At 61.7% G+C, this 23,469-nt stretch carries 26 protein-coding genes and 3 pseudogenes; 17 read left to right on the top strand and 12 right to left on the bottom strand.

Annotation, left to right across the window (positions count from 1 at the left end; genetic code table 11):
- The first annotated feature begins 32 nt into the window (after positions 1–32).
- The 5 genes from NLM25_RS34045 (at position 33) to NLM25_RS34065 (ending at position 6,142) form a co-directional block, all read left to right on the top strand.
- Entirely contained in the window at positions 33–1,880 is a 1,848-nt protein-coding gene (locus NLM25_RS34045) for a methanol/ethanol family PQQ-dependent dehydrogenase (protein WP_375166899.1), read from the top strand.
- The gene (locus NLM25_RS34050; RefSeq protein ID WP_254139809.1) at positions 1,864–2,703 is read left to right on the top strand and encodes a substrate-binding domain-containing protein; all 840 of its coding nucleotides are present in this window, start codon (positions 1,864–1,866) and stop codon (positions 2,701–2,703) included. The genes NLM25_RS34045 and NLM25_RS34050 overlap by 17 nt, the downstream gene beginning before the upstream one ends.
- Before the next feature lie 185 nt (positions 2,704–2,888).
- Positions 2,889–3,338, top strand: coding sequence for a c-type cytochrome (locus NLM25_RS34055; RefSeq protein WP_375167855.1), 450 nt, complete (start codon positions 2,889–2,891; stop codon positions 3,336–3,338).
- A gap of 21 nt (positions 3,339–3,359) precedes the next feature.
- Entirely contained in the window at positions 3,360–3,737 is a 378-nt protein-coding gene (locus tag NLM25_RS34060; protein ID WP_254122150.1) for a cytochrome c family protein, read from the top strand.
- Positions 3,738–3,742: 5 nt separating this feature from the next.
- Positions 3,743–6,142, top strand: coding sequence for a glucose/quinate/shikimate family membrane-bound PQQ-dependent dehydrogenase (locus NLM25_RS34065; RefSeq protein ID WP_254139810.1), 2,400 nt, complete (start codon positions 3,743–3,745; stop codon positions 6,140–6,142).
- Here NLM25_RS34065 and NLM25_RS34070 read toward each other — a convergent pair.
- The 4 genes from NLM25_RS34070 to NLM25_RS34080 all read right to left on the bottom strand — a co-directional run bounded on the left by NLM25_RS34070 (position 6,127) and on the right by NLM25_RS34080 (position 8,880).
- On the bottom strand, positions 6,127–7,923 hold the full coding sequence (locus NLM25_RS34070; protein WP_254122154.1) for an SDR family oxidoreductase: 1,797 nt from the start codon (positions 7,921–7,923) through the stop codon (positions 6,127–6,129). The genes NLM25_RS34065 and NLM25_RS34070 overlap by 16 nt on opposite strands.
- An 86-nt stretch (positions 7,924–8,009) precedes the next feature.
- Positions 8,010–8,357, bottom strand: a complete 348-nt coding sequence (locus tag NLM25_RS34075; RefSeq protein WP_256565905.1) for a hypothetical protein — start codon at positions 8,355–8,357, stop codon at positions 8,010–8,012.
- A 54-nt stretch (positions 8,358–8,411) separates the two neighbouring features.
- Positions 8,412–8,534, bottom strand: coding sequence for a hypothetical protein (locus tag NLM25_RS43985; RefSeq protein WP_256565529.1), 123 nt, complete (start codon positions 8,532–8,534; stop codon positions 8,412–8,414).
- A gap of 70 nt (positions 8,535–8,604) precedes the next feature.
- Positions 8,605–8,880, bottom strand: coding sequence for a hypothetical protein (locus tag NLM25_RS34080; protein WP_254122158.1), 276 nt, complete (start codon positions 8,878–8,880; stop codon positions 8,605–8,607).
- A gap of 207 nt (positions 8,881–9,087) precedes the next feature.
- Between NLM25_RS34080 and NLM25_RS34085 the strand changes: the two genes are divergently transcribed.
- Positions 9,088–10,689 (top strand): alpha-amylase family glycosyl hydrolase, encoded by a 1,602-nt coding sequence (locus NLM25_RS34085; RefSeq protein WP_254122160.1) that lies wholly within the window; start codon positions 9,088–9,090, stop codon positions 10,687–10,689.
- 46 nt (positions 10,690–10,735) lie between these two features.
- On the opposite strand, the gene NLM25_RS34090 is transcribed toward NLM25_RS34085, so the two are convergent.
- Positions 10,736–11,125 (bottom strand): hypothetical protein, encoded by a 390-nt coding sequence (locus tag NLM25_RS34090; RefSeq protein ID WP_254122162.1) that lies wholly within the window; start codon positions 11,123–11,125, stop codon positions 10,736–10,738.
- 20 nt (positions 11,126–11,145) lie between these two features.
- On the opposite strand from NLM25_RS34090, the gene NLM25_RS34095 reads away from it, so the two are divergent.
- A complete protein-coding gene (locus NLM25_RS34095; RefSeq protein WP_256570778.1) occupies positions 11,146–12,030 on the top strand; it encodes an NAD(P)/FAD-dependent oxidoreductase in 885 nt (294 codons plus the stop codon).
- Between the two features lie 41 nt (positions 12,031–12,071).
- Here the strand turns inward: NLM25_RS34095 and NLM25_RS34100 are convergent, their stop codons facing one another.
- Positions 12,072–12,356, bottom strand: coding sequence for a hypothetical protein (locus NLM25_RS34100; protein ID WP_254122166.1), 285 nt, complete (start codon positions 12,354–12,356; stop codon positions 12,072–12,074).
- A complete protein-coding gene (locus NLM25_RS34105) occupies positions 12,357–12,656 on the bottom strand; it encodes a hypothetical protein (protein ID WP_254122168.1) in 300 nt (99 codons plus the stop codon). It lies immediately after the preceding gene.
- Positions 12,657–12,798: 142 nt separating this feature from the next.
- Between NLM25_RS34105 and NLM25_RS34110 the strand changes: the two genes are divergently transcribed.
- On the top strand, positions 12,799–13,101 hold the full coding sequence (locus NLM25_RS34110) for a hypothetical protein (RefSeq protein ID WP_254122170.1): 303 nt from the start codon (positions 12,799–12,801) through the stop codon (positions 13,099–13,101).
- Between the two features lie 1,053 nt (positions 13,102–14,154).
- Here NLM25_RS34110 and NLM25_RS34115 read toward each other — a convergent pair.
- Positions 14,155–14,619, bottom strand: a complete 465-nt coding sequence (locus NLM25_RS34115) for an NUDIX hydrolase (protein ID WP_254139812.1) — start codon at positions 14,617–14,619, stop codon at positions 14,155–14,157.
- 183 nt (positions 14,620–14,802) lie between these two features.
- Between NLM25_RS34115 and NLM25_RS34120 the strand changes: the two are divergent.
- Positions 14,803–15,189, top strand: a pseudogene (locus tag NLM25_RS34120) (transposase); the annotation flags it as partial.
- Positions 15,190–15,227: 38 nt separating this feature from the next.
- Positions 15,228–15,857: a tyrosine-type recombinase/integrase gene (locus NLM25_RS34125; protein WP_254122174.1), complete on the top strand. Its 630-nt coding sequence runs from the start codon at positions 15,228–15,230 to the stop codon at positions 15,855–15,857.
- A 142-nt stretch (positions 15,858–15,999) separates the two neighbouring features.
- On the opposite strand, the gene NLM25_RS34130 is transcribed toward NLM25_RS34125, so the two are convergent.
- Positions 16,000–16,266 (bottom strand): DUF6894 family protein, encoded by a 267-nt coding sequence (locus NLM25_RS34130; protein ID WP_254122176.1) that lies wholly within the window; start codon positions 16,264–16,266, stop codon positions 16,000–16,002.
- Between the two features lie 931 nt (positions 16,267–17,197).
- Between NLM25_RS34130 and NLM25_RS43990 the strand changes: the two genes are divergently transcribed.
- The 3 genes from NLM25_RS43990 (at position 17,198) to NLM25_RS34140 (ending at position 17,907) form a co-directional block, all read left to right on the top strand.
- A complete protein-coding gene (locus tag NLM25_RS43990) occupies positions 17,198–17,320 on the top strand; it encodes a hypothetical protein (RefSeq protein WP_256565531.1) in 123 nt (40 codons plus the stop codon).
- A gap of 93 nt (positions 17,321–17,413) precedes the next feature.
- On the top strand, positions 17,414–17,632 hold the full coding sequence (locus NLM25_RS34135; protein ID WP_254139813.1) for a hypothetical protein: 219 nt from the start codon (positions 17,414–17,416) through the stop codon (positions 17,630–17,632).
- A complete protein-coding gene (locus NLM25_RS34140) occupies positions 17,629–17,907 on the top strand; it encodes a hypothetical protein (RefSeq protein ID WP_254122178.1) in 279 nt (92 codons plus the stop codon). The genes NLM25_RS34135 and NLM25_RS34140 overlap by 4 nt, the downstream gene beginning before the upstream one ends.
- A gap of 8 nt (positions 17,908–17,915) precedes the next feature.
- On the opposite strand, the gene NLM25_RS34145 is transcribed toward NLM25_RS34140, so the two are convergent.
- Positions 17,916–18,086 carry a hypothetical protein gene (locus NLM25_RS34145; protein ID WP_254122181.1) on the bottom strand — a complete coding sequence of 57 codons (171 nt, stop codon included), beginning with the start codon at positions 18,084–18,086 and terminating at the stop codon, positions 17,916–17,918.
- 2,276 nt (positions 18,087–20,362) lie between these two features.
- Between NLM25_RS34145 and NLM25_RS34150 the strand changes: the two genes are divergently transcribed.
- Entirely contained in the window at positions 20,363–20,605 is a 243-nt protein-coding gene (locus NLM25_RS34150) for a hypothetical protein (protein ID WP_254122182.1), read from the top strand.
- 94 nt (positions 20,606–20,699) lie between these two features.
- Here NLM25_RS34150 and NLM25_RS44535 read toward each other — a convergent pair whose 3' ends face one another.
- The gene (locus tag NLM25_RS44535; RefSeq protein ID WP_375166901.1) at positions 20,700–21,008 is read right to left on the bottom strand and encodes a hypothetical protein; all 309 of its coding nucleotides are present in this window, start codon (positions 21,006–21,008) and stop codon (positions 20,700–20,702) included.
- A gap of 1,293 nt (positions 21,009–22,301) precedes the next feature.
- On the opposite strand from NLM25_RS44535, the gene NLM25_RS34160 reads away from it, so the two are divergent.
- Complete coding sequence (locus tag NLM25_RS34160; protein WP_254122184.1) at positions 22,302–22,556, top strand: hypothetical protein; 255 nt, start codon at positions 22,302–22,304, stop codon at positions 22,554–22,556.
- A gap of 74 nt (positions 22,557–22,630) precedes the next feature.
- Positions 22,631–22,939: pseudogene (locus tag NLM25_RS34165) on the top strand (transposase); the annotation flags it as partial.
- Here NLM25_RS34165 and NLM25_RS34170 read toward each other — a convergent pair.
- Positions 22,934–23,170: pseudogene (locus NLM25_RS34170) on the bottom strand (transposase); the annotation flags it as partial. The pseudogenes NLM25_RS34165 and NLM25_RS34170 sit on opposite strands and share 6 nt — an antisense overlap.
- Between NLM25_RS34170 and NLM25_RS34175 the strand changes: the two are divergent.
- Entirely contained in the window at positions 23,106–23,408 is a 303-nt protein-coding gene (locus tag NLM25_RS34175; RefSeq protein ID WP_254122185.1) for a hypothetical protein, read from the top strand. The pseudogene NLM25_RS34170 and the gene NLM25_RS34175 overlap by 65 nt on opposite strands.
- The last annotated feature ends 61 nt before the right edge of the window (positions 23,409–23,469 follow it).

The raw sequence follows: 23,469 nt of genomic DNA on the forward strand, positions 1-23,469 counted from the left end.
CGGCCTCGTCAACGCCGTGGGGAAGTTCACCTATGTTAAAGTTTGGCGTCGGACGCCTGCTGGCCGGAATGATCGGCATGGTCTGCGCGTACGGCGCATCGGTAGCGCCGGTCTCCGCTCAAGGCGATCTTACAAACCGCATGAAGGATCCCGGCCAGTGGCCGATGGCGGCGCGTGACTACGCCAACACCCGCTACAGCGATCTCGACCAAATCAACGCCAAAAACGCATCCCGCCTGCAACTCGCCTGGACGTTTTCGGTCGGCGTCGATCGCGGGCAAGAGGCAGCTCCGCTCGTCATCGATGGGACCATGTATGTGGTCAGTCCTTATGCCCGACCTTACCCGAACCGCGTGTTCGCGCTGGATGCGACAACGGGCGAGCTGAAATGGTCGTATGCGCCGAAGCCGGAGCCTGCCGCGGCCGGCGTTGCCTGTTGCGACGTGGTCAACCGCGGACTGGCTTTCGACAACGGCAAGGTCTTCCTCAATACGCTCGACAACCACTCGGTCGCCATTGACGCCAAGACCGGGAAGGAACTCTGGCATACGAAGCTCGGCGAGATCAACAAGGGCGAGACCATCACGATGGCGCCCGTCGTCGTGAAGGGCAAGGTGCTCATCGGCAACAGCGGCGGCGAGCTCGGCGTGCGCGGCTGGGTCACCGCATTGGACGAGAACACGGGTGCAATCGCCTGGCGCGCCTACGCGACGGGACCCGACAAGGACGTATTGATCGGCGACGACTTCAAGCCCTTCTATGACAACCTCAAAGGCAAGGATCTTGGTGTCAAGAGCTGGCCCGCCGACCGATGGCAGGTTGGCGGCGGCACGATGTGGGGATGGATCTCCTACGACCCGGATCTCAACCTAATCTATTATGGCACCGCAAATCCAAGTCCATGGAATGCCAACCAGCGCAGCGGCGACAATCTCTGGAGCACGACCATTTTCGCGCGCGATCCTGACAGTGGGCGCGCGAAATGGGCGTACCAGGTGAACCCGCACGATCTGTTCGACCATGACGAGATCAACGAAAACGTGCTGGTCGATCTCGAACTCAACGGTCAGCGTCGCAAGGTGCTGATCCATCCTGGCCGCAACGGGTACATGTACGTCATGGATCGCGCCACCGGCGAAGTGATCTCGGCGGACGCATATGAGTTCGTGAACGCCTACAAGGGCGTCGATCTCAAGACCGGCAAGATCATTCCCAATGAGGAGAAGACCCCGCTGGTCGGCAAGACGGTCGAGAACATCTGCCCGACTGCGCCGGGCGCGAAGGACTGGCAGCCATCAGCTTGGTCGCCGCGCACAAAGCTGCTCTACGTGCCGCATCAGCATCTCTGCATGAACTTCAAGGCCTCGCAGGTGGGCTACATCGCGGGCACGCCCTATGTCGGAGCGGAGGTCGACATGTACGCCGGTCCCGGCGGACATCGCGGCGAGTTCATGGCGTGGGATCCGGTCGCGCGCAAGAAGGTGTGGGAGATCCACGAGAAGCTGCCTGTCTGGAGCGGCGCACTGGTGACCGCCGGCGATGTCGCATTCTACGGAACGATGGACCGCATGTTCAAGGCGGTGGACGCCAGGACAGGCAATGTCCTCTGGCAGTTCCGCGCCGGCTCGGGGTTCATCGGCCAGCCGATCTCCTATCGCGGCGCGGATGGACAACAATACATAGCGATCCTCTCCGGCGTAGGCGGCTGGCCCGGAGCGGTTGCCAATGCAGAGGTCGACCAGCGGGTGCGCAACGGAGCCCTCGGCTTCACTGGAGCGATGCAGGATCTGCCGTTCTACACCGCCGGCGGCAGCGAACTCTTGGTGTTCAAACTTGGCAGCGCCAGCTCTCAGGACGGCAGCCATGCGCCTCCGCGATAATTGCGCCGCCCTTGCCATCGGCGCCCTGACCGGCCTCGCGTCAGCCGTTCCTGCAAGTGCGGATGGCGAGCTTCGTGTCTGCGCCGACCCGAACAATCTGCCGTTCTCCAACAGCGCCGAGGCTGGCTTCGAGAACAAGCTGGCGACGATGGTGGCTGCGAAGCTGGGACGGCAGACCACCTACACCTGGTGGGCGCAGCGCCGCGGCTTCATCCGTAACACCCTCAAGGCCGAGAAATGCGACGTCGTGATGGGCGTGCCGGCCGGCTACGATCGGGTGGAAACCACAAAGCCATATTATCGCTCCAGCTATGTGTTCGTAAGCCGTCAAAGCCAGCATCTCGATCTCTCGTCCCTGCTCGACCCGCGCCTGCATCGTCTGATAATCGGCGTGCACCTCGTGGGTGACGACGGCAACAATCCGCCGCCGGCGCAGGCGCTCGGTGAGCTCGGCATCGTCGACAATGTCCGCGGCTACTCGATCTACGGTGACTATCGTCAGGCCGATCCGCCCGCACGCCTGATCGAGGCTGTCGAACACGGCGAGATCGACATCGCCGCAGCATGGGGGCCGCTGGGCGGCTATTTCGCTGCGCAATCCGAGGTGCCGCTGACGGTCGCTCCGATTCAGGACGGCGCGCGCTTCGCGCCTCAACAGTTCCAGTTCGCCATCTCGATGGGCGTCCGCAAAGGCGACCACGCTCTACGAGATCAGCTGAATGTGTTCATCGACGAACATCGATCCGAGATCGCCGCTCTGCTGCGAAGCTACGGCGTTCCTCTGGTCGACGGTTCAGCCGCGGGCTCGGGAGGACACGAGTGATGTCTGCCATGGCGTTGCGCGCAAGTGCTCTATCCTTGCTCTTGGCGGCTGCTCCCGACGGCGCAACGCTCGCGCAGCAAACCCTGCCTCAATCCCAGGAGGTACACGCACCGGTACTGGCGCCCCGTCCAAATTTCGGCGGCCGCGTTGGCAATGGCCGTCCCGGCGTGTTCATGCAGGTTCCCGTGACCACGCTGTTCCCGGGCGCGCAGCCCGATCCGCCGCAGATCAAGAACCCGGTCCAGGGCGATCCCAACGCTCAGCAACGCGGCATGACCTACTATGTCAGCTTCAATTGCATCGGCTGTCACGCGCCGAACGGCGGCGGCGGCATGGGACCGGCGCTGAGCAACAATCTCTTCACTTACGGCTCGCAACCCGAAAACATCTATCTGTCGATCTACCAGGGACGGCCGAACGGCATGCCGGCCTGGGGCGGCGTGCTGCCGGACAGCGTGATCTGGGACCTCGTCTCCTATATCGGCAAGATCAGCAACGATCCCAACCGACAATGGGGCCGAACCTTCTCCGCCAATCCCTTGTCGCCCGAAGTCGAGCAAGTCCCGAGCGAGCAGGTTTCGACGACGGATCCCTGGTCGGCCACCAAGACATTCAACTTCGGCCAAAAGCCCTGATCGGCGGAGCGGAGCAGCCGGATGATCCATCCAACGACACGATTACTGATCGTCTCGCTGCTGGCCGTGACGGCGGGCGCTTGCAAGCCGGGTAAGGCGGCCGGCGCGGACAATTTCATGGGTGATGCGCGCCGCGGCACCGACCTCGTCAAGCAATACCAGTGCGGCACTTGCCACGACATTCCTGGCGTCGCTGGCGCCGACGGAAATGTTGGTCCCCCGCTCCAGCGGATTGGGACTCGCACTTATATTGCCGGCTATATCCAGAACTCGCCGGACAACATGGCTGCCTGGATCGAGGATCCGCAGCGGGCGTTGCCAGGGAATGCCATGCCGAGAATGGGCATCCCGCAAAAGGACGCGCGCGATATAGCCGCTTTTCTTTATACGTTGAAGTAAATCCAATGACCTCGATCCATCGATCGCCAAGCCTGTTTCGAGACGCGCCGTTGTTGGCCGTCACCGTCTTGGTCGTCGCCGTCATGGGATTGTTTCTTACCGCCGGCGGCATTTGGCTCGCGGCGCTGGGGGGCTCCGTCTACTATCTCGTCGCCGGCATCATGCTTCTCGTCACAAGCTGGCTGCTCGCGCGCCGTCGCGCGGAGGCGCTCTGGGTTTACGCGGCGTTGCTGCTCGGCACGGTGGTGTGGGCGGTCTGGGAAGCGGGCTTCGATTTCTGGTCGCTGGCGCCACGCGGCGATGTGCTTGCGCCACTGGGCGTCTGGCTTCTCCTCCCCTTCATCGCGCGCCGGCTCGTGCCCCGCTCGCGCGCAGCGCGATGGGCTCTCGGCCTCGTGCTGATCGGAGCCGCCATCGTGCTCGGCGTCTCGCTGACGCATGACCGCCACGATCTCGCAGGTATCCTGCGAGAAAGCGACGTGACGGACGCAACTGCCTCGTCCGGGCAGGCCCCGCCCGCCGCCGGCGAAAACTGGACGGCTTATGGCGGCACCGGCCTTGGCACGCGCTATTCCTCGCTCACCCAGATCAGCAACGCCAATGTGAAGGACCTCAAGCTCGCCTGGGAATTCCGAACCGGCGATTACAAAGGACCTGATGATCCCGACGAGATCACCAACCAGGCAACGCCGCTCAAGATCGGCGATCTGCTCTACACTTGCTCGCCGCATCAGATCGTGTTCGCACTTGACGCGGCGACCGGCAAGCTGCGCTGGAAGTTCGACCCGCAGGTTCAGCACAACAAGACCTTTCAGCACATGACCTGCCGCGGCGTGTCCTATCATGCGACCAAACCGGGCGGCGTCACCACTGACGCTGCGGCGGCTCCAAGCGATTGCCCGGAGCGCATTTTCGTGCCGACCAATGACGGACGGATGTTCGCCCTGGACGCCAGGAGCGGCACGCCTTGCGAAAGTTTCGGGGATCACGGCCAGATCGACCTGAAGGAAGGAAGCGAGATCCAGACGCCCGGTTTCTACGAGGGCACCTCGCCGCCCGTGGTCACGGACAAGGTTCTGATCGTCGGGGGCGCCGTGATCGACAATTACTCCGATCGCGTGCCATCGGGCGTGATCCGCGGCTTCGACATCTATTCCGGACGCCTGATCTGGGCGTTCGACGCCGGCAACCCCAATCCGAACGAGATGCCGTCTGCCTCGCATCATTTCACGGCGGGCTCGCCAAACTCCTGGAGCATTTCGGCCGTCGACGAGAAGCTCGGGCTTGTCTATGTGCCGCTCGGATCGAGCTCTCCCGATATCTGGGGCGGCGGCCGATCGGCGGAGAAGGAGCGTTACGATTCGGCGCTGATCGCGCTCGACATCGGCACCGGAAAGCTGCGTTGGTCCTTTCAGAACGTACACCATGATCTCTGGGACATGGACATGCCCTCGCAGCCGAGCCTGGTCGATCTTCGCACGAACGGCGCGGTGACACCCGCGATTTACATTCCGGCGAAGACGGGCGACATCTTCGTGCTCGACCGCCGCGACGGACATCAACTGGTGCCTGCGCCGGAGAAACCGGTACCGCAGGCTTCCGCGCCCGGCGACCGGCTGTCACCCACTCAGCCGTTCTCGGAATTGAGCTTCCGTCCACCCGGCATGCTCACGGGCGCGCAGATGTGGGGCAGCACGATGTTCGATCAGCTCGTCTGCCGCATCAAGTTCAAGCGCCTGCGCTACGAGGGACCGTTCACGCCGCCCTCGGAGCAAGGCACATTGGTCTTCCCGGGCGATTTCGGCATGTTCGAGTGGGGCGGCATCGCGGTGGATTCGCAGCGACAGATCGCGATCGCGAACCCGCAATCCATCCCCTTCGTGTCCCGCCTGGTGCCGCGTGGGCAAGACAATCCGGCGGCCCCGAACTCCGCGCATCCGCCGGGCACCGAACTCGGAGTGCAGCCGATGTACGGCGCGCCCTACGGCGTCGATCTCGGCATCTTCCTGTCGCCACTCGGCATCCCCTGTCTTGCCCCACCCTGGGGCAATATCGCTGCCATCGATCTCAGGACGCACAAAGTGGTCTGGCAGCATCGTATCGGTACGATCCGCGATCAGGCGCCGTTGCCGCTGCCGTTCAAGCTCGGCGTTCCCATGCTGGGCGGGCCGATCGTGACAGCCGGCGGCGTTATCTTCATCACGGGAACGATGGACGATTACATCAGGGCATTCGATGCCCGTGACGGTAGACAGCTTTGGCAGGATCGGCTTCCCGCTGGCGGCCAGTCGACGCCGATGACGTATGAGGTGGGCGGCAAGCAATATGTCGTGACCGTTGACGGCGGCCACGGCTCGTTCGGCACTAAATTAGGCGACTATGTGCGCGCTTATGCGCTGCCATGACGACGGCGACGGACCGTGCCCGCCTGCGCCCGTCCGTGCCTCGTCCTGCTCTGAGGGCGGCTGGCGGCCGAGGCGACGAGCGCCACGCAAGCAGCTAGTCCCAACACTGCAAGACCCTTGCTGATCACGCCGGCCGGCGGAAGCTGTTTTCGCGCCAGCCAGCAGCCATCTACCGACGCGCCCGGCGGAGACGCCTCGATCATGCTGCCCTCGCTAACCGGCGCGCGGCGCGCGCGCGACAGCAAGAAACGGAAAGCACCTCCAAGCAATTGCTCGGTCAATTTCGGAGCGACGGCGTAGGCCATCTGGCCGGCGCGCGCCGGCCACCCGACGGCCACTTCATCGCGAGGCATGCGGACCAGGTCCAAGAACGTCTGTGCGACATCCTCGGACTGATACAACAGCGGTCCCGGATCGAGTCTCTTGCCCGACACGTTGGCACCGTGGACGAAGCCGGGCGTGTCCACCATCGCCGGGAAAACGCCGCAGACGTGGATATTCGCATGCGTACCGAGCTCCTGGCGCAAGCTCGCCGTGAAGCCGCGCAGGCCGAACTTGCTTGCGGTATAGGCCGCGGCAAACGGCGTCGGCGCCCAGCCCCCGAGTGAGATGTTATTGATCAGGATCCCCCGCTTCTGTCGGAGAAAGACCGGGAGCACCGCGAAGGCGCCGTGCATGGTCCCCAGCAGGTTGACCTCAATGGTCCGGCGATGCAGCGCGATGTCGGCATCCTGATAGGCGCCGAACACACCCGTGCCGGCATTATTGATCCAGACGTCGACGCCACCGAAGGCATCGTCGGCCTGCGCCGCCAACCGCCGGACCGCCTCGGCATCGGTGACATCGGTCGGGACCGCCAGCGCACGGCCGCCGAGTGCCTCGCACTCGGCCGCGAGGCCCTCGAGAATGTCTCCACGCCGCGCTGCGAGAGTGAGGCTCGCTCCTTCCCGTGCAAAGGCCAGCGCAGCGGCGCGGCCAATCCCACTCGACGCTCCCGTGATGACAACACGCGTACCCGCCAATGGGCGCGCGGCAACTTCGGACTTTCCCGGGAGCAGCCATCGCAGCGACCGCCGAAGATGTTCGGTCGCACCGGCCTCGAACCAGTCGCCGTGTGCGAAGATGACGCGCTCGGGCGCCAGGCTTACCAATCGCTGCGCGGCCGCCTGAACCGAACGGCCGCCGAGACGCAACAAAAGCCGCAGATAAACCGGCGCTTTGCCATCAGGCTTGGCGATGCCAAGCAGGTTAGCGGCCGCCTGATTTGAGGGCGGTAGATGAGAAGGATCGAGATTCTGCACGAGATCCGTCAAGATCAACGTGCGGCTCCGCTTATCGAATATCTCCACTTCCGAAAACATCGGTGCGGTCACGGCGATGGTCTCAAGCTCCGCAGCCCATTCTCTCGGGGTGAAATCGCTGAGTTCGCGGTCGACGCGAAGCTCGGCCGCTCGCACCTGTTTCCGGGCCGAAAGCCCCCTCGCCGCGAAGGTCTGAGCTTGCGGCAACTGCTTTTGCCAGTCGGGCAGAAACATCCAGTGCGCAACATTGGGCGCGAGCAGATATCTGATCGGGCCCAAACGTTCGAGCTCGCTGCGGAGAAGCGGCGAATACCGCACCGGCGAGTGCAATACGAGATCGCCATTCGACAGCCGGATGACCGTCATGCGAACAGGCAGGACCAGACCCGCAGCACTGATGGGCGCATCGTCAGCGATCCAGATGTCGTCGGTCACCCTCGTGAGGCCGGCGGACGACGAGGTAGCGTCAAACTTGTTCATGAGCGTATTCCGGTCAGGACCTTGCTCAAGTCCCCCGCGTGACGCTCGTTCCTAGCCCTCGCATCCAGGGTGCAGCCACGCCAACATCAGGACGCGCGCGCCCGAGGCGGCCTTCGCGCTTCGCGCAAACGCCGCCGTCGCGCCAACTGGTGTCCACGCCTTTCCCGGACCTGGGGGATCGCCCTTTCAACGGCCGTCAATTCAGGCGACAGGTCATCTTCGGCAGGCAGCGGATCCACGGAAGGCTGCTCCATGAGGCCCAGGACGGCGCGCCCCTTGTCGGTGATCCGCCAGCCTCCGCTGACGCGTTCGACCAGCACTTGCGAAAAAATGTCGAGCCCCGACACACGCGCGCCGAGTCTCTTGGTCCGATCCGTCCAATCGCTTCCGCTGGTCGCCAATATCGCCATATCCCGCTTGAGATCCTCCATCATGGCAAACCCATCCGGATAGCTCACCAGGATCTTCAGGACCGTAAACTTGAAAATTCACCGCCTCCCTCGCATGGCTACGGTCATGGCCGGCGCTTCCCTCAGCGCCTTGGAACCGGCTTGCCGGAAATCGTCGAGAGACGTCTGGACGGCGCGCGCGGTGGTGGCGGTATCGAACATGGCCGCGGGACCTCCAGTGAAAGAAATTCAGCCTACGAGAATCGCGGGGCGTGAGACTTAACAATGTCAATTATTGGTGACCTAGAGGCTCTTTAGCCCTGCTGAATTCGTTGTCCCGAGATTCGAATTGCGCAATGCGCTTGTCGAGCCGCCATAGTTCGATACGGCGAATTGATACCAGAGCAACTGCTTCGCGCTTGGCCTGCTCGTCGTCACCGCAGACAAGGTCGATGCAGCCGCAGAGTGACCCGTCCGGGTCGACCTGGTAAGCGCGATAGTGTTTCACGTTCAACCTCGCAGATCGTCCGGCCGTTGGTGCTTCTGCACCTTGCACGGTCACCGACATAGCCCCCGCCTACAAAGCTGACGTTGATGGTTCGCACCACTTTTGCATTATCATATGTTAATCCAACCGTCGGACGCAGCGGCCGCAAGCCCATAGCAACCATCGTTCCGCCTCGGATTTGTCAGCCATGGTCGAGCGGTATCCCGGCCTTTCAACCGAGGCAATGCCGCGAGCAATTCGTCTGGCAAGCAGAGGCAAATCGGAAGAATGACGTCGGAGAATTTGGTTAGAGAGGCGTGGTGGCGAACTGCAGTTATCTACGAAATCGCGCTGATCTCCTTTCAAGACTCCGGCGGAGATGGCAAGGGTGACCTGACCGGCCTCATGTCGCGCATCGACTACTTGAAATGGCTGGGCGTCGATGCGGTCTGGCTCACGCCGATCTACAAGAGCCCCTTCCGCGACCTCGGCTATGATATCTCCGACTATTGCTCCATCGACCCCGCATTCGGCGACCTCGACGGGTTCGACAGGGCGCTCGGCGCCCTTCACGCGCACGGCATCCGCCTCATTCTCGATCTCGTGCCCAATCACACCGCCAACGATCATGAATGGTTCGTCGAGAGCCGCAGTTCGTCCGACAATCCGAAGGCCGACTGGTACATCTGGGCTGATGCGGCCGAAAATGGCGGCCCGCCGAACAATTGGCTGAGCCGATTCGGCGGCAGCGCGGGGGAATGGTGTGAGACGCGACGGCAATACTACTATCACTCGTTCCTGGTCGAGCAACCAGACCTCAACTGGCGCAACCCGGGTGTCCAGCAAGCCGTGGCCGATGTCATGCGCTTCTGGCTCGATCGGGGCGTCGACGGTTTCCGTGTCGATGCCAGCGCGGTCCTGATCAAGGACGCGCTTCTGCGCGACAATCCGCCGAACCCGAACGCCAAAGGTAAACCGCCGCCACAGCGCCAGACGCCGGTCTTCACCGACGACCGGCCGGAGACAATGGAGTGCATCGAGTTCATCCGAAGCGTGATCGATGAATATTTCGGGCGGCTGCTGTGCGGTGAGGTCCAGGGCAAGACAGATCGCATTGGCCACTTCTACGGCACGGAGCGGCCGCGCCTGCACCTTCCACTCAACTTCGCGCTGCTCGATACGCCATGGGATGCGCTGTCGCTGCAGGCGACGGTGGATGCCTATTTCAACGCACTTCCCGAGGATGCATGGCCGGTGTGGGTGATCGGAGGTCATGACAAGCCGCGGATCGCGAGCAAGATCGGCGAAACGCAGATGCGCATCTTGGCGATGCTCCTGATGACCTTGAAGGGAACACCGTTCCTTTTCATGGGGGACGAGATCGGCCGCAAGCGGGTGTCGATCCCGCCCGATCGCGTTCGCGACCCCTTCGAGAAGCTCGTGCCAGGTTATGGCTTGTGTCGAGATCCCGAGCGCGCGCCGCTCCGTTGGGACGCCAGTGCCGGGGGCGGCTTCTCGAGCGGCTGCCCCTGGTTGCCGCTTGACCCGGAAGGCTCGGCCAATGTGATCGGGCAGCGGAGCGATGAACGGTCCATGTTGTCGCTGTTTCGCGCCCTGATGGCATTGCGCCGCGAACAGGCCTGCCTTCGCGAAGGCCGCTACGAGCCGCTGCGGGCTCAGCACGATGTGCTCGCCTTCAAGCGCGTCGTGCGCGGCGATGAGATGCTGATCGTCCTCAACATCGCTGCCGAGCCGAGACGATGGACGTGGCAAGGAAGCGGCCGATTGCTGTTGTCGACCCATCTCGACCAGACCTCGAGATCGTTGCCGGACGGTTCGATCCTGCTTCGCGGCAATGAAGGCGTGATCATCGCGATCGAACCGCGATGATGGTCACAGGAACGATGCGCCCGGCACGGCGTCTCATCCCTGCGTCCTACATGACCCACAGCCGGACGCATCTCGCATCAAAGCGGCGCCCCGGCGTGCTCTCCTTCAGGCGCCGGGGCCGCAGCGACGTTGGAGTTCGACGATGGGCAAAGCGGAAGAGATCAAGCAACGGATCGTCGGCAAGACCAAACAAGCCGTCGGCGAGATCATTGGCGATCAGTCGCTGCATGACGACGGCAAGGCCCAGGCACGCGGCGGCGATGGGCCCCGACACATCGGGAAGGCCGATCGACTCAAAAGACACAACCGCTCTCAACAAAACTCGGCAGAGATATCCGAACACTTTCTTACAAGCATATCGATAATACAACGCATTCACGGTGATCAGAGGACGCCAGGTCGCGCAGTTCGCTGCGAGTGTCGACGTGACGGTCACGTGAAATATATGAGGGCTTGATGTTCCGGGATTGCCTGATCGTCGGCGGAGGGCCTGCAGGACTGATGGCAGCGATCTACCTGGCGCGCTTTCGCCGCGATGTTTGCGTGATCGACGCGGGAGCAAGTCGCGCAACCCTGATTCCCCGCAGTCACAATCTGCCTGGTTTTACCGGTGGCTTGCCCGGAACGGAGCTTCTGGCCCGGATGTCCGCGCAACTCTCGGAGCTCAGAGTGCCCGTGCTCCACGCAGAGGTCACGGCTCTTGAGATGACCAAGCATGGATTTCATGCAACCTGGTCCGGCGGAGATGCCGACGCTGCGACCGTGGTGCTCGCATGCGGCCTGGTCGATATCCATCCCCCATGCGACGAATGGCAGCTTGCCGTCGCCGAGGGCACGTTGCGGTACTGTCCGATCTGTGACGCCTATGAAGCGAAGGGCCTCCGTATCGCGGTCGTCGGGCCGCTGCAGCATGCGGCGTCCAAAGCGATGTTTCTGCGCGGCTTCTCCCAGGACGTCACCCTGCTCGCCACCGAAATGGGCGCGGCTGAACAGATCTCTGCCATGACCGAAGCCGGCATTCATCTCGTCGACGCGCCGGACCTACGCTTCCGGCGCGCGGATCATAAGCTTGAGACAATTGGTCTCGAAACAAATTTGCAATTCGATGTCGTATACCCCGCCATGGGCGCCGAGGTGCGGTCCCAGCTCGCGCTATCGCTGGGTGCTGCGCATACGGATCAAGGCTGCCTCAAGGTGGACGATCATCAGCGGACATCGGTGGCCGGTCTTTACGGCATCGGAGACGTCGTCCGCGACCTGAATCAGATCAGCGTCGCCTTTGGGCATGCCGCTCTCGCCGCCTGCACCATTCACAACAGTCTTCCTCGACGTCTTGCGTAGGAGGGAGGGAGCACCGCTTGTGATGCTCCCGCCGTGCTCGCCTACTTGCCGTTGCCCTGGCTCGACGGCCCGGTCGTGGTATTGCTCGTCGCCGGCTGGCCGGTGCGATCGTGGCCAGAACTCACGCCACCGGCGGCGTTGTTGCCGTAGCTGTTGCCCTGGTTGGTGTTGACCGTGCCGCTGGCATTGGTGCCTGCGGTGCCCTGCACGCTCGAGGAGCTGGTGGTCGTTTGCCCGGACGCGGAGCCGCCTGAATTACTCTGCGCGAGAGCGAACGACAGGCTGCCGAACATGAGGCTCAGGAACGTCGCGAGATACTTCATCATCTATTCTTTCTCCTTGTTTCGAAACGGATCGGCGGCCTCGTCATAGCCACGTCGGCTGCTGAAGAACATCAAGGTCATCAGGCCGCAGCCGATCAGCAGCGAGAAGAACGAGCCGAGACCGAGCGCGATCCAGCCGTGCTCGTCCATGGCGACGTCGTCCACGCCGTTGGTCGCATCCCACGCCCAGGCGATGCCGAACGCGGCAAGGCCGAGCATGACGAGCAATGCCGCGACGAGAAGAACCTGACCGAGATTGGTGCTGCGCATGGCTGCTCCCTTCGGCGGCAACCGGAAGCTCATGGAGCCGTTCCTAATGCCAAGTATGATTTGGCACTTTCGGCGACCGCGGCGGTTAGCTCCGGAACACGGCCGCAACCGATCCCGCTTCGATGATGAAGCTCGCGCGCCGCCTCATCCCTGCCCCACAGCCGGAGGAATTGACATGAAGCTCATCGCGATGGCCGCAATTGGCACCGCACTTGGTGCGGGCCTGTTCACGACATCCACGGCCGGCGCGCAAAGCGGATCGGGCGCCTCCGGCACGGGATCGAGCATCAGCTCATCCGGCACCGGTGGCACGACCGGCGCCGGCGCCTCGAGCCTGAACACGCCGGCCGACAACAATGGCGGCGGGTCGAGCGCGCCGGCGAAATCCGCGCCGACGTCCCCGAACGCCACGGGTGCCGTTAAGGCGCACGGAGGCGCGAACTCGAACGCCGGCGCCTCGGCATCGGGCCGGAACTGAACGCGAGCGGATTGGCCGACTTGGTTGTGCGGTGTGTGCTTTCGGTCACAACAGAATCAGCAAGCTGCAAGCTTGCCTCGACAGTCCGGGCATGGCCGCAAGCTGCTTGGTCTACTGGATCCTACACTAAGGGTGGCGAGCGAGGAACCGATATTTCGGATTTGCGTTATAGTCAAATGACAGAGCGCATTCACACGTTTCGACTTCAAGTCCTCATGGCCAAAGAAGATATGCAAGCTATCGACGACTTTTGGTTCGCGGAGCGACTTCCTAGCCGTGCTGAGGCAGTCAGGGAGCTGCTGCGTCCGGGCATAAGTGTTCACAAATGCACTGCCAATGTGGCGTACTGAGGCAGCGTGGTTAGGATCCTCTCTCGACATGGACCCGCGATGAAGTGCTTGACGCGTGGTGACACAGATGGGTCTGGGAGAACGATCTGAACTGCGTTGGGCGGACAGCGCGCTTGCAGTTGCGGCGGCGCCGGCGTGACCTGCCCGGTCTGCAACGTCCAGCAGCGGGCGACACACCGCGCCAGAAGGCTTCCGCGTCGAGATCCAACACGGACCGCGGCCGTCACTGAGCGCTGGCCAGTCTCCGAGCCTCCGTGGTCTAGCTTTAACAACCGCAGTGGCTGCTCTCAATTTGTGCTATTTCAGCGTGCGAATGGAACTCATGGACGACATGTCCATTAATAACATGAACGGACCGGTCCGGGATTGGCGTCATGGGTATCGAGCGTATGCACTCCCCCAAATATTGGCGGGATCGCGCGGAGGAGTTCCGAACTAAGGCCGATGCTTGCGAGAACGCTGGCACGCGGGCCTCTCTCCGTAAGGTCGCGGCAAACTACGAAGAGTTGGCGCGGCGCGCTCAGCAGATTGTCAGCCTCGCGGACCTGGATCGGCAAGACCGGAAAGCCGTGCTTCAAGACTATGTCGACGATCAACGGGCGGTTATTAGAGACCTATCCCACAAGCTACATTGATGCCCGCTGCTCTCCCACCGAGAGCAAAGCTCACGGTGTGGTGAGGACGGTTGGCAGCCTCTTTCGTTTCAGCCATCAACGAAGTTGGGCGGCGCGGGTAGACGCGGCGGCGTAGCTCGGCGAGTCCCGGCACTGAAAGGAAGGCCCGCTACGCGATCGCCGTGAGCTGAACCAACACCTGTCATAGGAACGAGCGCTTGAGCCGACGCTTGTTTTTGTGCCGGCATCGCGGCCCGGTCGATCTCCTTCGGATCGCCGATGACTAGCTTGCCTCTGGCGTTCTTGGCGACGAAGATCGCATCGCTCATCTTCCGCCCCGACCGCTTGTTTTTCGCCGTGATCTCCTTCCAGAGGCTTACGCGTCCAAGCTTGAGTTTTGGCAGCTCCTCTTTGATTTCTCGGCGCAAGCATTCCTTTTCGGATTCGTTCGGGCGACGGCGGCCGCCCGGAGACATCCAGCGGCCGTCCGACCGACGCCTTACGAGGAGCACCTTGCCACGCTTCGCAGCAACCAGCTTCGATGATTTCGTCATAGCCAGCCGCAACGACCAAGAATCAGCGAAATGGTAACTTGTCTCTTCGGCTAGACAAGTTTGGCGGCTCGCCTAATGCCGCCAGGGTGGCTCGTTCACGTCTGCTAGTGGGATGGTCCGGCCGTGCTCCCGCCCAGCCAGCGATGGAAGCTGGTAAGGGGCGCCAAAGACGAGGAGCACGTCATGTCCCAACAGATCAATGCTCGAACTGCCATTGTTGGTATCGATATCGGCAAAAACTCCTTCCACATTGTCGGTCAGGACACGCGCGGGGAGATTGTCCTGCGGCAAAAGTGGTCGCGTGGCCAGGTGGCAGCACGGTTCGCGAATATGCCGCCCTACCTGATTGGCATGGAGGCCTGCGTCGGTGCGCATCATCTCAGTCGCAAGCTCCAAATACTTGGCCACGACGCCCGCCTGATGCCGGCGAAATACGTACGCCCCTATTCGAAGGGACAGAAGAATGGCTTCCGAGATGCGGAAGCCATCGCCGAGGCGGCTCAACGCCCGACCATGAAGTTCGTCGCGACCAAGACCGACGATCAGCTCGACCTTCAGGCGCTGCTCCGGGCTGAAAATGACCAGCCTCACTAGCTGAGGAGGTCAACATGACCGTTACCCCAACCACCATCCCCGCTGTCTCGAAGCATGTTCCTTGGAACAAGGGGAAGATCGTCGGCGCAAAGCCGCCGCTCCGTCCGAAGCACGTCTGGTCGATCCGAACCAAGCTCCAGGTCGAAGGCCGAATGCGCGATCTCGCACTGTTCAACGTCGCCATCGACAGCAAGCTGCGCGGCTGCGACGTCGTAGCCTTGAAAGTTGATGACCTTGCGCCAAGCGGATATTCAGCCGACCGCGCGACCGTCCGACAGAAGAAGACCGGCCGGCCAGTCAAATTTGAACTGACCGAATCGGCCCGGCAGGCAATCGACGACTACCTGCGGGTTACGGGCAAGAAGTCAGGAGAATACCTTTTCACTGGCCGGCGGCTGAGTGGCTATATGACGACCCGCCAGTATGCCCGCCTCCTATCCCATTGGGCCGACATCGGATTGGACCCGCATCTGTTCGGGACGCATTCCCTTCGCCGGACAAAGGCGACCTTGATCTATCGCCGAACCGGCAACCTGCGAGCCGTACAACTCCTTCTGGGGCATACTAAGATCGAGAGCACAGTTCGATATCACGGCATCGAGGTCGACGATGCCCTCGTGATAGCAGAACAAGTCGACATCTGACTTCTGAGGCGGAGCAGACACCCTCTGCGCTGCCGTCACAGACGGCTCCGGGCCAGATGCGGACGTTCAGATTAAGAGACAACCGAGCGGGGCCTATTCCTCAAGCTCCCGCAGGATACGGGTCAAAAAGCAGACTGTGAAGTTAACTCCCTTCATGAGAGTTTTCTGCTTCCCCAATCGGTGTTGCTGCCGCCACTTCAATCGTAGCCGAGACGGTCATAATCGGGACCTCTTTCGTTCTTACGAGGACGGACAGCTTATCGGTTAAGGTTGAAGGGCTGTGGTCTCGTATCCCCTCAGCCAAATATCTCATCGCGGCGTCCCGCGCGGCCGCGAAGTCCGGGAGTTCCTCGCCTTGGTCGTCAAGGATGACACCGGCCGCATCCTGATAGTCAAAATAGAACCGCATGTGGGCTCAACGCTGCGTTGGTCTCGACGTTCCTGCCTAGCAACTCCAACCGTCAGCACTTAAACACCCTCTTCTTGGCCGTTAGCTTTCTTTTCGAGATCGTCAATTCTATCGAGCGCGTTGCTCGGGAGTTCTCCCATGACGAGCAACGTAGAGTAGAGTTGCTGCGACATTCCTGGCGTTGCAGCCTTAGATACTCGTTTGATTTCGTCTCTCTTCCCATCGTCCTTCCGTCCAATTCTCGGTTGGTATCACTGGGGGTTGCAGATGCTAGCGAGGAAACTCGTCAAATGGCGAGCTGCTGACTTCACTTACTCAAAGTTAGCCGTTCGCTCTAAACGGACACGACGGACCGCGACCGTCAAGCCAAGGCGGATCAATCCGGGTCCGGAGCACCCGTCAACGCAACCATCGTACAACGCCCGGTTTCAGACAGCCGAAATAGCGGCGGCCCTTTCGTTGTTCAGCTGAGGGCCAGAGGGCCGTTTCGACGGCGAGCCCGGGTGGGGCACGGAAAGCACCGTCGGGCGGCGCTCCCTGCGGGTATCTTGCCGCCGAAAAGTTCTTGCAATACTCGAAAGGGCTAACCTGAGAGTTCGCTTGCGAGGCAGCAGCTTGACTGAGCAAGGTCTGCCCCCAGATCAGCCGGCGAGGATGATATTCCGCTCGTTGCTCGATTGGATGGCACTCAGCTGCTCGGAGCCTTCTGTGTGGTCCTTTTCTGTTGCGGCACTGTTCCTGGCCCTGTTGCTGTTTAGTGCGGTCGGGTTTATTCTCTTCAGCTTTGACTTTCCGCGAGCTTAAGCTTCGCTCATTCACGCGGCGGGCATTAGGAGTGGAGTCCGCTAAGGGTCAAACTGAGAAGAACTGACGTTGAGCACAACGAGTCCGCTCTTGCCTTGAGTGCTGACGCCGCGGCATAAATCGTCGCATGACAGTGCCCGCCCTCAGCCGCAAGCCTAGCGACAACCCGCACCAAGAGGGCTGGAACGTCTACTACGGCGATGTCCGCATCGGACACATCGGGACACGTGCCGGCGTCCCGAAGACGTAGACCGGTGGGGCTCGTCGCTCGCCTTCTACCCCGGCACCGACGTCCGGCAAGGCGGGAAAGGCATCGGCGCCACCGAGGAATGCCGGGGCGCGATTGAGCGAGCTTAAACCGAAGATCGCCGAGGCGGATTACGACCGCTGGCGAGACGACCGCGACTGGACGGCGTGGAAATATCGCATGTGGACCGAGAAGCTTTCCCTGCCGACGCAGACCCGCGAGGATCGATCGCGCTGCTTCTGCGGCATCGAGATTACCAGCGTCAGCATTCCGAGCCACATCTGCACCGCACACCGCGGGACAGGAGCGAAATGAGCAAACTCACCGAAGAACGGCCCTACGCAAATCCCGAGACAGCCGCGCGCAAGCTGGTCGAGATCGCCGCCGCCACGCCCGCCGCCCAGGACGGGCGGGTCTACATCGAGCGCGTCAACACGCAGTTCAAGGCCCTCCTGAAGGGAAGCCGAGGCCATCCGGAGTTCGGCGCCGGTATCTGCTACGCGATCGAGCGCGGCTTGCTCTGGATGCATGAAAGCGGCACCTACCTGAAGCTGATGCCGCCGGGCCATGACCTACTGGCGCCGCGATAGATGCGCCTCTAGTCTTCCTCGCGGGGAAACGGCTCCTGCGTCTTGCGACCCAGGAAGGTGTCGGGCGACGGCAGCTTAAGCACTTCGGCCGATCTTGCCACCAACTCCTTCATGACAGCGTTTTGTTCCGCGATCTCGAAAGCTAAATCGTGCACGCGATAGACAGACCGATCTTGCATGGCGATGCTTCGCTTTAATGCAGGCGGGAGCGCGCTTGGTCTCTCAGCCACCGACGCCCACGGACTAAGCCTTGGCCGGTGATAGCGAGTAAACTACCCCAGGTGGCTTTGGTTCGAAATTGAACTTTACAGCCACCCGGCGCATGTGGATTACCGGGGGCACCATTGGACGGTATAGGAACTTCGTCAACTGAGGCGGCTTGTTTCCCGCTGGCTCGCCGTCGAGCCGGCGGCGCGGCCCCGGCCTACCCCCGTTGACCCCTGCAGCCGGGGCCGCCCACTTTCCCATTTATCTCGCACTGAAAAGACCGCACGCTCATTTCAGCCGTACCTGGCTCCTCGGTGTTTTCGCGAGCTGTTGAGACCTAAGATCGCCCGCCGCGCGTGCCTACGATAATCGACAACTTCTCTTCCGTTGCTTTCGCAAGTACGGCTCCCCGAGTGCGGTTTAACTCTTGGGCGATCAGCGTAAGTGGCATCGTACCTGCGAAAGACTTCAACTTCTCGACTTCTTCTTTCGTCCAATTCTCTTTCCAGCGCGGCATCTTTTGTCTCGCAGCGGCGTTCCTTGCCACTCACTATGGTTGAAAACTCAGGGGCTTTCGCCTGCCAAATTCAATTTCGGCAAAAGGCGTTGCGTGGGCGGCAACTCTGCGGCCGAACGGCCCATCCCGCGAGGCCCAGGGAAAGCAACGGGCCTCTCGCTGACGGCCCTCAAGAAATGGGCCCGGTGTGCCTAGGAGACCGAGCCCTAGCCTCAGCAGCGGCGATGGCCGTCGTTCGGCTATGATGCTCATAAGCGAATGAGTGGCTGCAAGTTCCTGACGGGGAGCCCAGCCTGCCGCCCAGCTCCGTTGACCACGATTTCTCGGGAGCAGGCCTGTACTCAGGAACAAGTGGCAGATGACCGGTTTGTTGCTGTGCTTCGGATGTTGGGTACCAGCCCGAGCGAACCCAACGGCTCCAGCCGCCCGGCAGCAGCTGGGGCCGCGGCTTTTCTGCCGGTAAAGGAAAAAAGGCCGCCCTGGGGGCGGCCTTAGTTTTGAGCGCTGATCTAAACTCTCTGCTGAAAATGCCCGCCGCCAAACCTGTAGCTGCGAGCCGCCCGGGTAGGCAATAAATCCGAAATCAAAGAACGAGCCCGGCTTCCGAAGGCTATCAAGGCGCCGCGCGGCCACTAGTAACATATGTAAACGGAACCGGGAAAAAACGGCAATATTTTGGCTCCGCAATGTTCTCAAACGAACAGAAACGCTGTGAGGGCAGAGTAATCTGAAGATCGCTTGGTCTTGCCAAGGGCCAAGCTTCCCCAAGCGGCCCCGGCCCCCCCAAAAGCCCCTTGCCGGGGCCGTCTTGGCAACTGACCTGTTCCCGACCTCGGTGGCCTATTTTGATTTTCACAGTGGGCCAATTTGGATGGTGCGCGCGTAATCGCAGCCGGCGGCGATGGCCAAGCAGTCCTTCGAGAACTGCGGGTCCCCTCGCCCGAAATGTTGGCTGTTGCGGCAGCGCTGCCGCGAACCGCAACACATCAAGAGCTATGGGAAACGATGGTGGATGCGGCATGATCGCCGCACCTATCCACACCCTGAGCGGCAGTAGCTCGCGCTCGTGCTTCCGTCGAAGTCAAAGGTGCAGTCCGATGATAAACCGGATGGCCGAGTAGGCGCCGCCGGCGACAATAGTCGTCGCACCAATTGCGAAAGCCACTCTCCAAGTCTCGACCAATCGACGCCTCGCACAAAAATTGGCCCCAGCATCGGCCGGGGGGCATGATGATGCTGGGGTTTCCAGACAGGCTCTTGTCTTGTGGGACCGAGACCGTCACCGCGGAATACAAGCCGAGCACCGACCAGCCGTTCCAAAGACAAATCTAAATCACTGTTGCTGTGGCTGAATCCCCACATCTCTTGCCCGAGGGAGTGCGGGATCTAAGCCGCGCTGCCCTCGGGTGCAACTGTCCGGTCCCCGCCGAATTCCGTCGACGTAGGCAACCTACGCGATTCCGACATTCGGCAGACCAAAGCGATACCTTTTCCACACCCACGACCCGCGGTGGCTCACGCTCGTTGTTGCAGGTCGCAAAAAACGGCCCCAGCACAACTAGATGCCGGAGCCGTTGGAAGCCTTGGCGGTTAAGGGTGGCGCCAAGGTCTACTAAGCTATAGGAACATTCGGCAATCGGGTCTGTATGCCGTCCGACATAGGCGGAGGAAATCGATAATTGACGCAGGTTGTGCTTCGGAACGTTCGGTGGTGGCGTTGCTTGGAGAGCAATGACGAGCACGACCGTAGTTCTCCTTCCTGCCATGGTGAAAGCGCTTCGCCTGGTCCGCGTCTACGGCTTTATGGTCGAGCGCAGAGACGGCCTGTATTACCCCGGCAGCAACCGGCCGGCATGCTCGAAGGCTTTGGCAGAGAAGATGGTTGAAGGCGGCTGGCTGGTGAAACACGGAGAGCGTTATCAGCCTACAGAGAAGGGCTGGCAGGCAGGAGATGCCGGTTCGGACGTGGGGTAAACTGGGTGTATCCCAGGCCGCCAGTGAAGATCACATTCGGCGAGATGCGCCAGATGGGCGGGATCAATGAAGGAGGCCGCCAACCCAGGCGACCTTACTTCATCTTCCTAGATCCAATGTTGATGAAGAAGATTGGCTTTCCGGCTTCATCCGACACCTCTAGCGACCACTCCTGCCCGGCACGAAACCTTCCGTCGATGCCCTCCAAGACTTCGGCAGCAAAGAGCGTAGCGTCATGCCACGCCGCTTCGTCGTCGGGCAAATCCTCTCCCGTGTCATCGGTGCTCGGCTCTACGCTATGACGTTGAAGAAGTATCTCGGCATGACTGGGGAAATGTGCGGGAAGCTGCCGAGTTCCTACACCCTTAACCGCCGTTCCGCGTCCTGTGCCATCTTGAGCCATTCATTGCCCGTGCGCAGCCAAGCTTCTTTGTCCGTCGCTCTAATCGAGCGATCTGCTTGGACTTGGCACTCTAGTGCTTGCGGGCGGAACCGGGCGACGTCTAGTTACCAACAGCACTTTCTTCGCCCGACGAAACACGGCAGAAACAATGCAATGATTTAGTTACGTTACCGGGGCTGGCTCATATTTCACTTAGATCGTTTTCACCTGGAATTTTCCGAGAATGAGGCCGCAGCAACCCTACCTGCTGCGGCCTTCTTCGTTCAGTGCTCAACAAAAATCCCGCCGACTTTGTGAGCCGGCGGGAGTTCAGACTTGGAGATTAAAGCGACCGGGCTACGATCGCTCCTGAGACCCTGCCGGCTCAGTTAGGCTTCACCGTGGCAAGCCCCCGCTCCGCGCGTCGGCGCGCCCATGCGGCTCGGATCAGACGCATTCGGTCAACAACGGCTCGCTGTCCTCCCGGTCGCAGTCCTGCTCGCGGTCGTTGAGCCTTCAGCACGCCGCTGGTCCGTCCAGCAGAGCGACGGCTCGCTATCCCCGCCGTCCCCCTCGTCCCCCGCCATCTCCCTGGTGCTGAACGCAGCCCGGCAAGGCAGTTTAGCGGGAGTTCAGCGCTGTAGCTCGCGAAGCTCTTGCCGAGATCCAGCGGCTCAATCAGATGGTCAATCGGACATGCACGCTGGCCGACGCCAGCATGCACGACAACGGTTGCGTCGACGTAGCCAAGGCCATTCGAAAGCGAGGCGAGGCATGAGTGACTGGCATCCGCCTGAAACCGCGCCTCAAGACGGGTCGGTCTTTCTAATCACGACCGCTGGCGCTGGCGTCGACCTATGCAGTTCGGTTCAGGAGCGCAATCGTTCGAGGATTACTTCTTCAAACAGAAGATCGAACAGAAGTGGCCATACATGGTCGGATGGAAAGCGGTCGGTCGACCCGCTCGGGTCTGCAATTCCAAGGCCGATCCCGCGTACAGAACGGATGGACTGGAGACGAGGTCTACCGGTCTTCGTTCATCGGCCGCCGAGGAAGCGCGCATGAACTTCACGAGGGCTATTGGTCGGCTGAGCGCGGCGATCCGGAACCAGGACCCTACGCATCATCCAGATCCTGCCTCCGGCGGCGACCGCAAGGCCCAGGCCAAAAGGCATCCGCCAGGCACACGGGCTGCACGCGAGCTATTACCGGGAGTCCCCGCTGATCCGGGAAGCCGCTGAGGCCAAGCTGCTCGAGGCCCACCGGCTGGAATGCGACGCCTGGAACGCGATCATGTGAGCCGGCGGCCCCGAGATGCCGTCGCCGGGCGAGCCGCAAGCCAACCCCACCATTGGCAAGGCGCTCAATGCCGGCTACGACCCGGTCGAGGCCAAGTGCAACCGCTGCCGGCGCATCTCCCTGGTCCCGATACGGACGATCAGGCGGCCCGCCGACACGCTGTGGAAGCTGGAGCCGGCGCTCTATTGCGAGCCGTGCACCGAGATCCGCGGCCGGCGCCAGCGCGCCCACATCCTGCGGGCCCGCGCTCGCTGCGACGGCTGCAAATGACCGTGGCTGTGTGAAAACGCTGCGCTTGATGTGATTCGCGCGATATGATTCCCGCACGATTTGCGGGGGCTCGGATGAAGCGCTTCATTGAGGGTGCGGATCGTGGGCAGAGCACGCTGTTTCCTGAATGCGTGGAAGACTGGATTGGCGAAGACAATCCAGTTCGCGTCATCGACGCCCTCGTCGACGACCTCGATCTGGCCGAGCTTGGGTTCGGCGGGGTCGATCCCGAGGCAACCGGCCGGCCATCGTACCATCCCTCGATTCTCCTCAAGCTGTACATCTACGGCTACCTGAACCAGGTGCAGTCGAGCCGGCGTCTGGAACGAGAAGCCGGACGCAATGTCGAGGCGATGTGGCTGCTGGGTCGGCTCGCACCTGATGGAGGTGTGAACACCTCGCTGGATCTGCTTTCTGGTGAGTTCAGCGAACCAACGCTCGACCTAATTGATCCATGACGCGGAAGTTGGTGTGAAGTGGACATGAAAGTGCGGCCGGCGAGCGAGCCACGCTTTGATCCTGGGTGTCTTGTGGGTGGCGTAGTTGTCCATGACGATATGGACATGGAAGGAAAAGCTCAACCATTTCCCGGAGGACAAGTCCCACGCGCGCAACACCCATTCGGCCGTTTTTGCCGAGGTCAAGGTGGACGAGGAGATCGGCATTCAGGGCGAGCAGGAACTGATTGTCGCGCTCAACATCGCCGCCGAGCCGCGAAAATGGACATTGCCGGGGCATGGCCGCCTACTGCTCTCGACACATCTTGACCGCCCTTCCCAACTCCTCGCACATGGCTCGATCCTGCTCCGTGGCAACGAGGGCGTGATCATCGTCGTCGACGACTATGAATGAGCGAACGTAGGAACGAACCGCGGCCCCGCGTTCGTCCTGCTTCAGGCGCTGGAGAGCGGCG

Source organism: Bradyrhizobium sp. CCGB01 (assembly GCF_024199795.1).
GTDB lineage: Bacteria > Pseudomonadota > Alphaproteobacteria > Rhizobiales > Xanthobacteraceae > Bradyrhizobium.

What these genes read in the sequence shown, in the direction of transcription:
- NLM25_RS34045 (WP_375166899.1), top strand. Translation starts at nt 33, where the DNA reads ATGTTAAAGTTTGGCGTCGGACGCCTGCTGGCCGGAATGATCGGCATG.
- NLM25_RS34050 (WP_254139809.1), top strand. Translation starts at nt 1,864, where the DNA reads ATGCGCCTCCGCGATAATTGCGCCGCCCTTGCCATCGGCGCCCTGACC.
- NLM25_RS34060 (WP_254122150.1), top strand. Translation starts at nt 3,360, where the DNA reads ATGATCCATCCAACGACACGATTACTGATCGTCTCGCTGCTGGCCGTG.
- NLM25_RS34065 (WP_254139810.1), top strand. Translation starts at nt 3,743, where the DNA reads ATGACCTCGATCCATCGATCGCCAAGCCTGTTTCGAGACGCGCCGTTG.
- NLM25_RS34070 (WP_254122154.1), bottom strand. Translation starts at nt 7,923, where the DNA reads ATGAACAAGTTTGACGCTACCTCGTCGTCCGCCGGCCTCACGAGGGTG.
- NLM25_RS34075 (WP_256565905.1), bottom strand. Translation starts at nt 8,357, where the DNA reads ATGATGGAGGATCTCAAGCGGGATATGGCGATATTGGCGACCAGCGGA.
- NLM25_RS43985 (WP_256565529.1), bottom strand. Translation starts at nt 8,534, where the DNA reads ATGTTCGATACCGCCACCACCGCGCGCGCCGTCCAGACGTCTCTCGAC.
- NLM25_RS34080 (WP_254122158.1), bottom strand. Translation starts at nt 8,880, where the DNA reads ATGTCGGTGACCGTGCAAGGTGCAGAAGCACCAACGGCCGGACGATCT.
- NLM25_RS34085 (WP_254122160.1), top strand. Translation starts at nt 9,088, where the DNA reads ATGACGTCGGAGAATTTGGTTAGAGAGGCGTGGTGGCGAACTGCAGTT.
- NLM25_RS34095 (WP_256570778.1), top strand. Translation starts at nt 11,146, where the DNA reads ATGTTCCGGGATTGCCTGATCGTCGGCGGAGGGCCTGCAGGACTGATG.
- NLM25_RS34100 (WP_254122166.1), bottom strand. Translation starts at nt 12,356, where the DNA reads ATGATGAAGTATCTCGCGACGTTCCTGAGCCTCATGTTCGGCAGCCTG.
- NLM25_RS34105 (WP_254122168.1), bottom strand. Translation starts at nt 12,656, where the DNA reads ATGAGCTTCCGGTTGCCGCCGAAGGGAGCAGCCATGCGCAGCACCAAT.
- NLM25_RS34110 (WP_254122170.1), top strand. Translation starts at nt 12,799, where the DNA reads ATGAAGCTCATCGCGATGGCCGCAATTGGCACCGCACTTGGTGCGGGC.
- NLM25_RS34115 (WP_254139812.1), bottom strand. Translation starts at nt 14,619, where the DNA reads ATGACGAAATCATCGAAGCTGGTTGCTGCGAAGCGTGGCAAGGTGCTC.
- NLM25_RS34125 (WP_254122174.1), top strand. Translation starts at nt 15,228, where the DNA reads ATGACCGTTACCCCAACCACCATCCCCGCTGTCTCGAAGCATGTTCCT.
- NLM25_RS34130 (WP_254122176.1), bottom strand. Translation starts at nt 16,266, where the DNA reads ATGCGGTTCTATTTTGACTATCAGGATGCGGCCGGTGTCATCCTTGAC.
- NLM25_RS43990 (WP_256565531.1), top strand. Translation starts at nt 17,198, where the DNA reads ATGACAGTGCCCGCCCTCAGCCGCAAGCCTAGCGACAACCCGCACCAA.
- NLM25_RS34140 (WP_254122178.1), top strand. Translation starts at nt 17,629, where the DNA reads ATGAGCAAACTCACCGAAGAACGGCCCTACGCAAATCCCGAGACAGCC.
- NLM25_RS34145 (WP_254122181.1), bottom strand. Translation starts at nt 18,086, where the DNA reads ATGCAAGATCGGTCTGTCTATCGCGTGCACGATTTAGCTTTCGAGATC.
- NLM25_RS34150 (WP_254122182.1), top strand. Translation starts at nt 20,363, where the DNA reads ATGACGAGCACGACCGTAGTTCTCCTTCCTGCCATGGTGAAAGCGCTT.
- NLM25_RS44535 (WP_375166901.1), bottom strand. Translation starts at nt 21,008, where the DNA reads ATGGCTCAAGATGGCACAGGACGCGGAACGGCGGTTAAGGGTGTAGGA.
- NLM25_RS34160 (WP_254122184.1), top strand. Translation starts at nt 22,302, where the DNA reads ATGCCGTCGCCGGGCGAGCCGCAAGCCAACCCCACCATTGGCAAGGCG.
- NLM25_RS34175 (WP_254122185.1), top strand. Translation starts at nt 23,106, where the DNA reads ATGACGATATGGACATGGAAGGAAAAGCTCAACCATTTCCCGGAGGAC.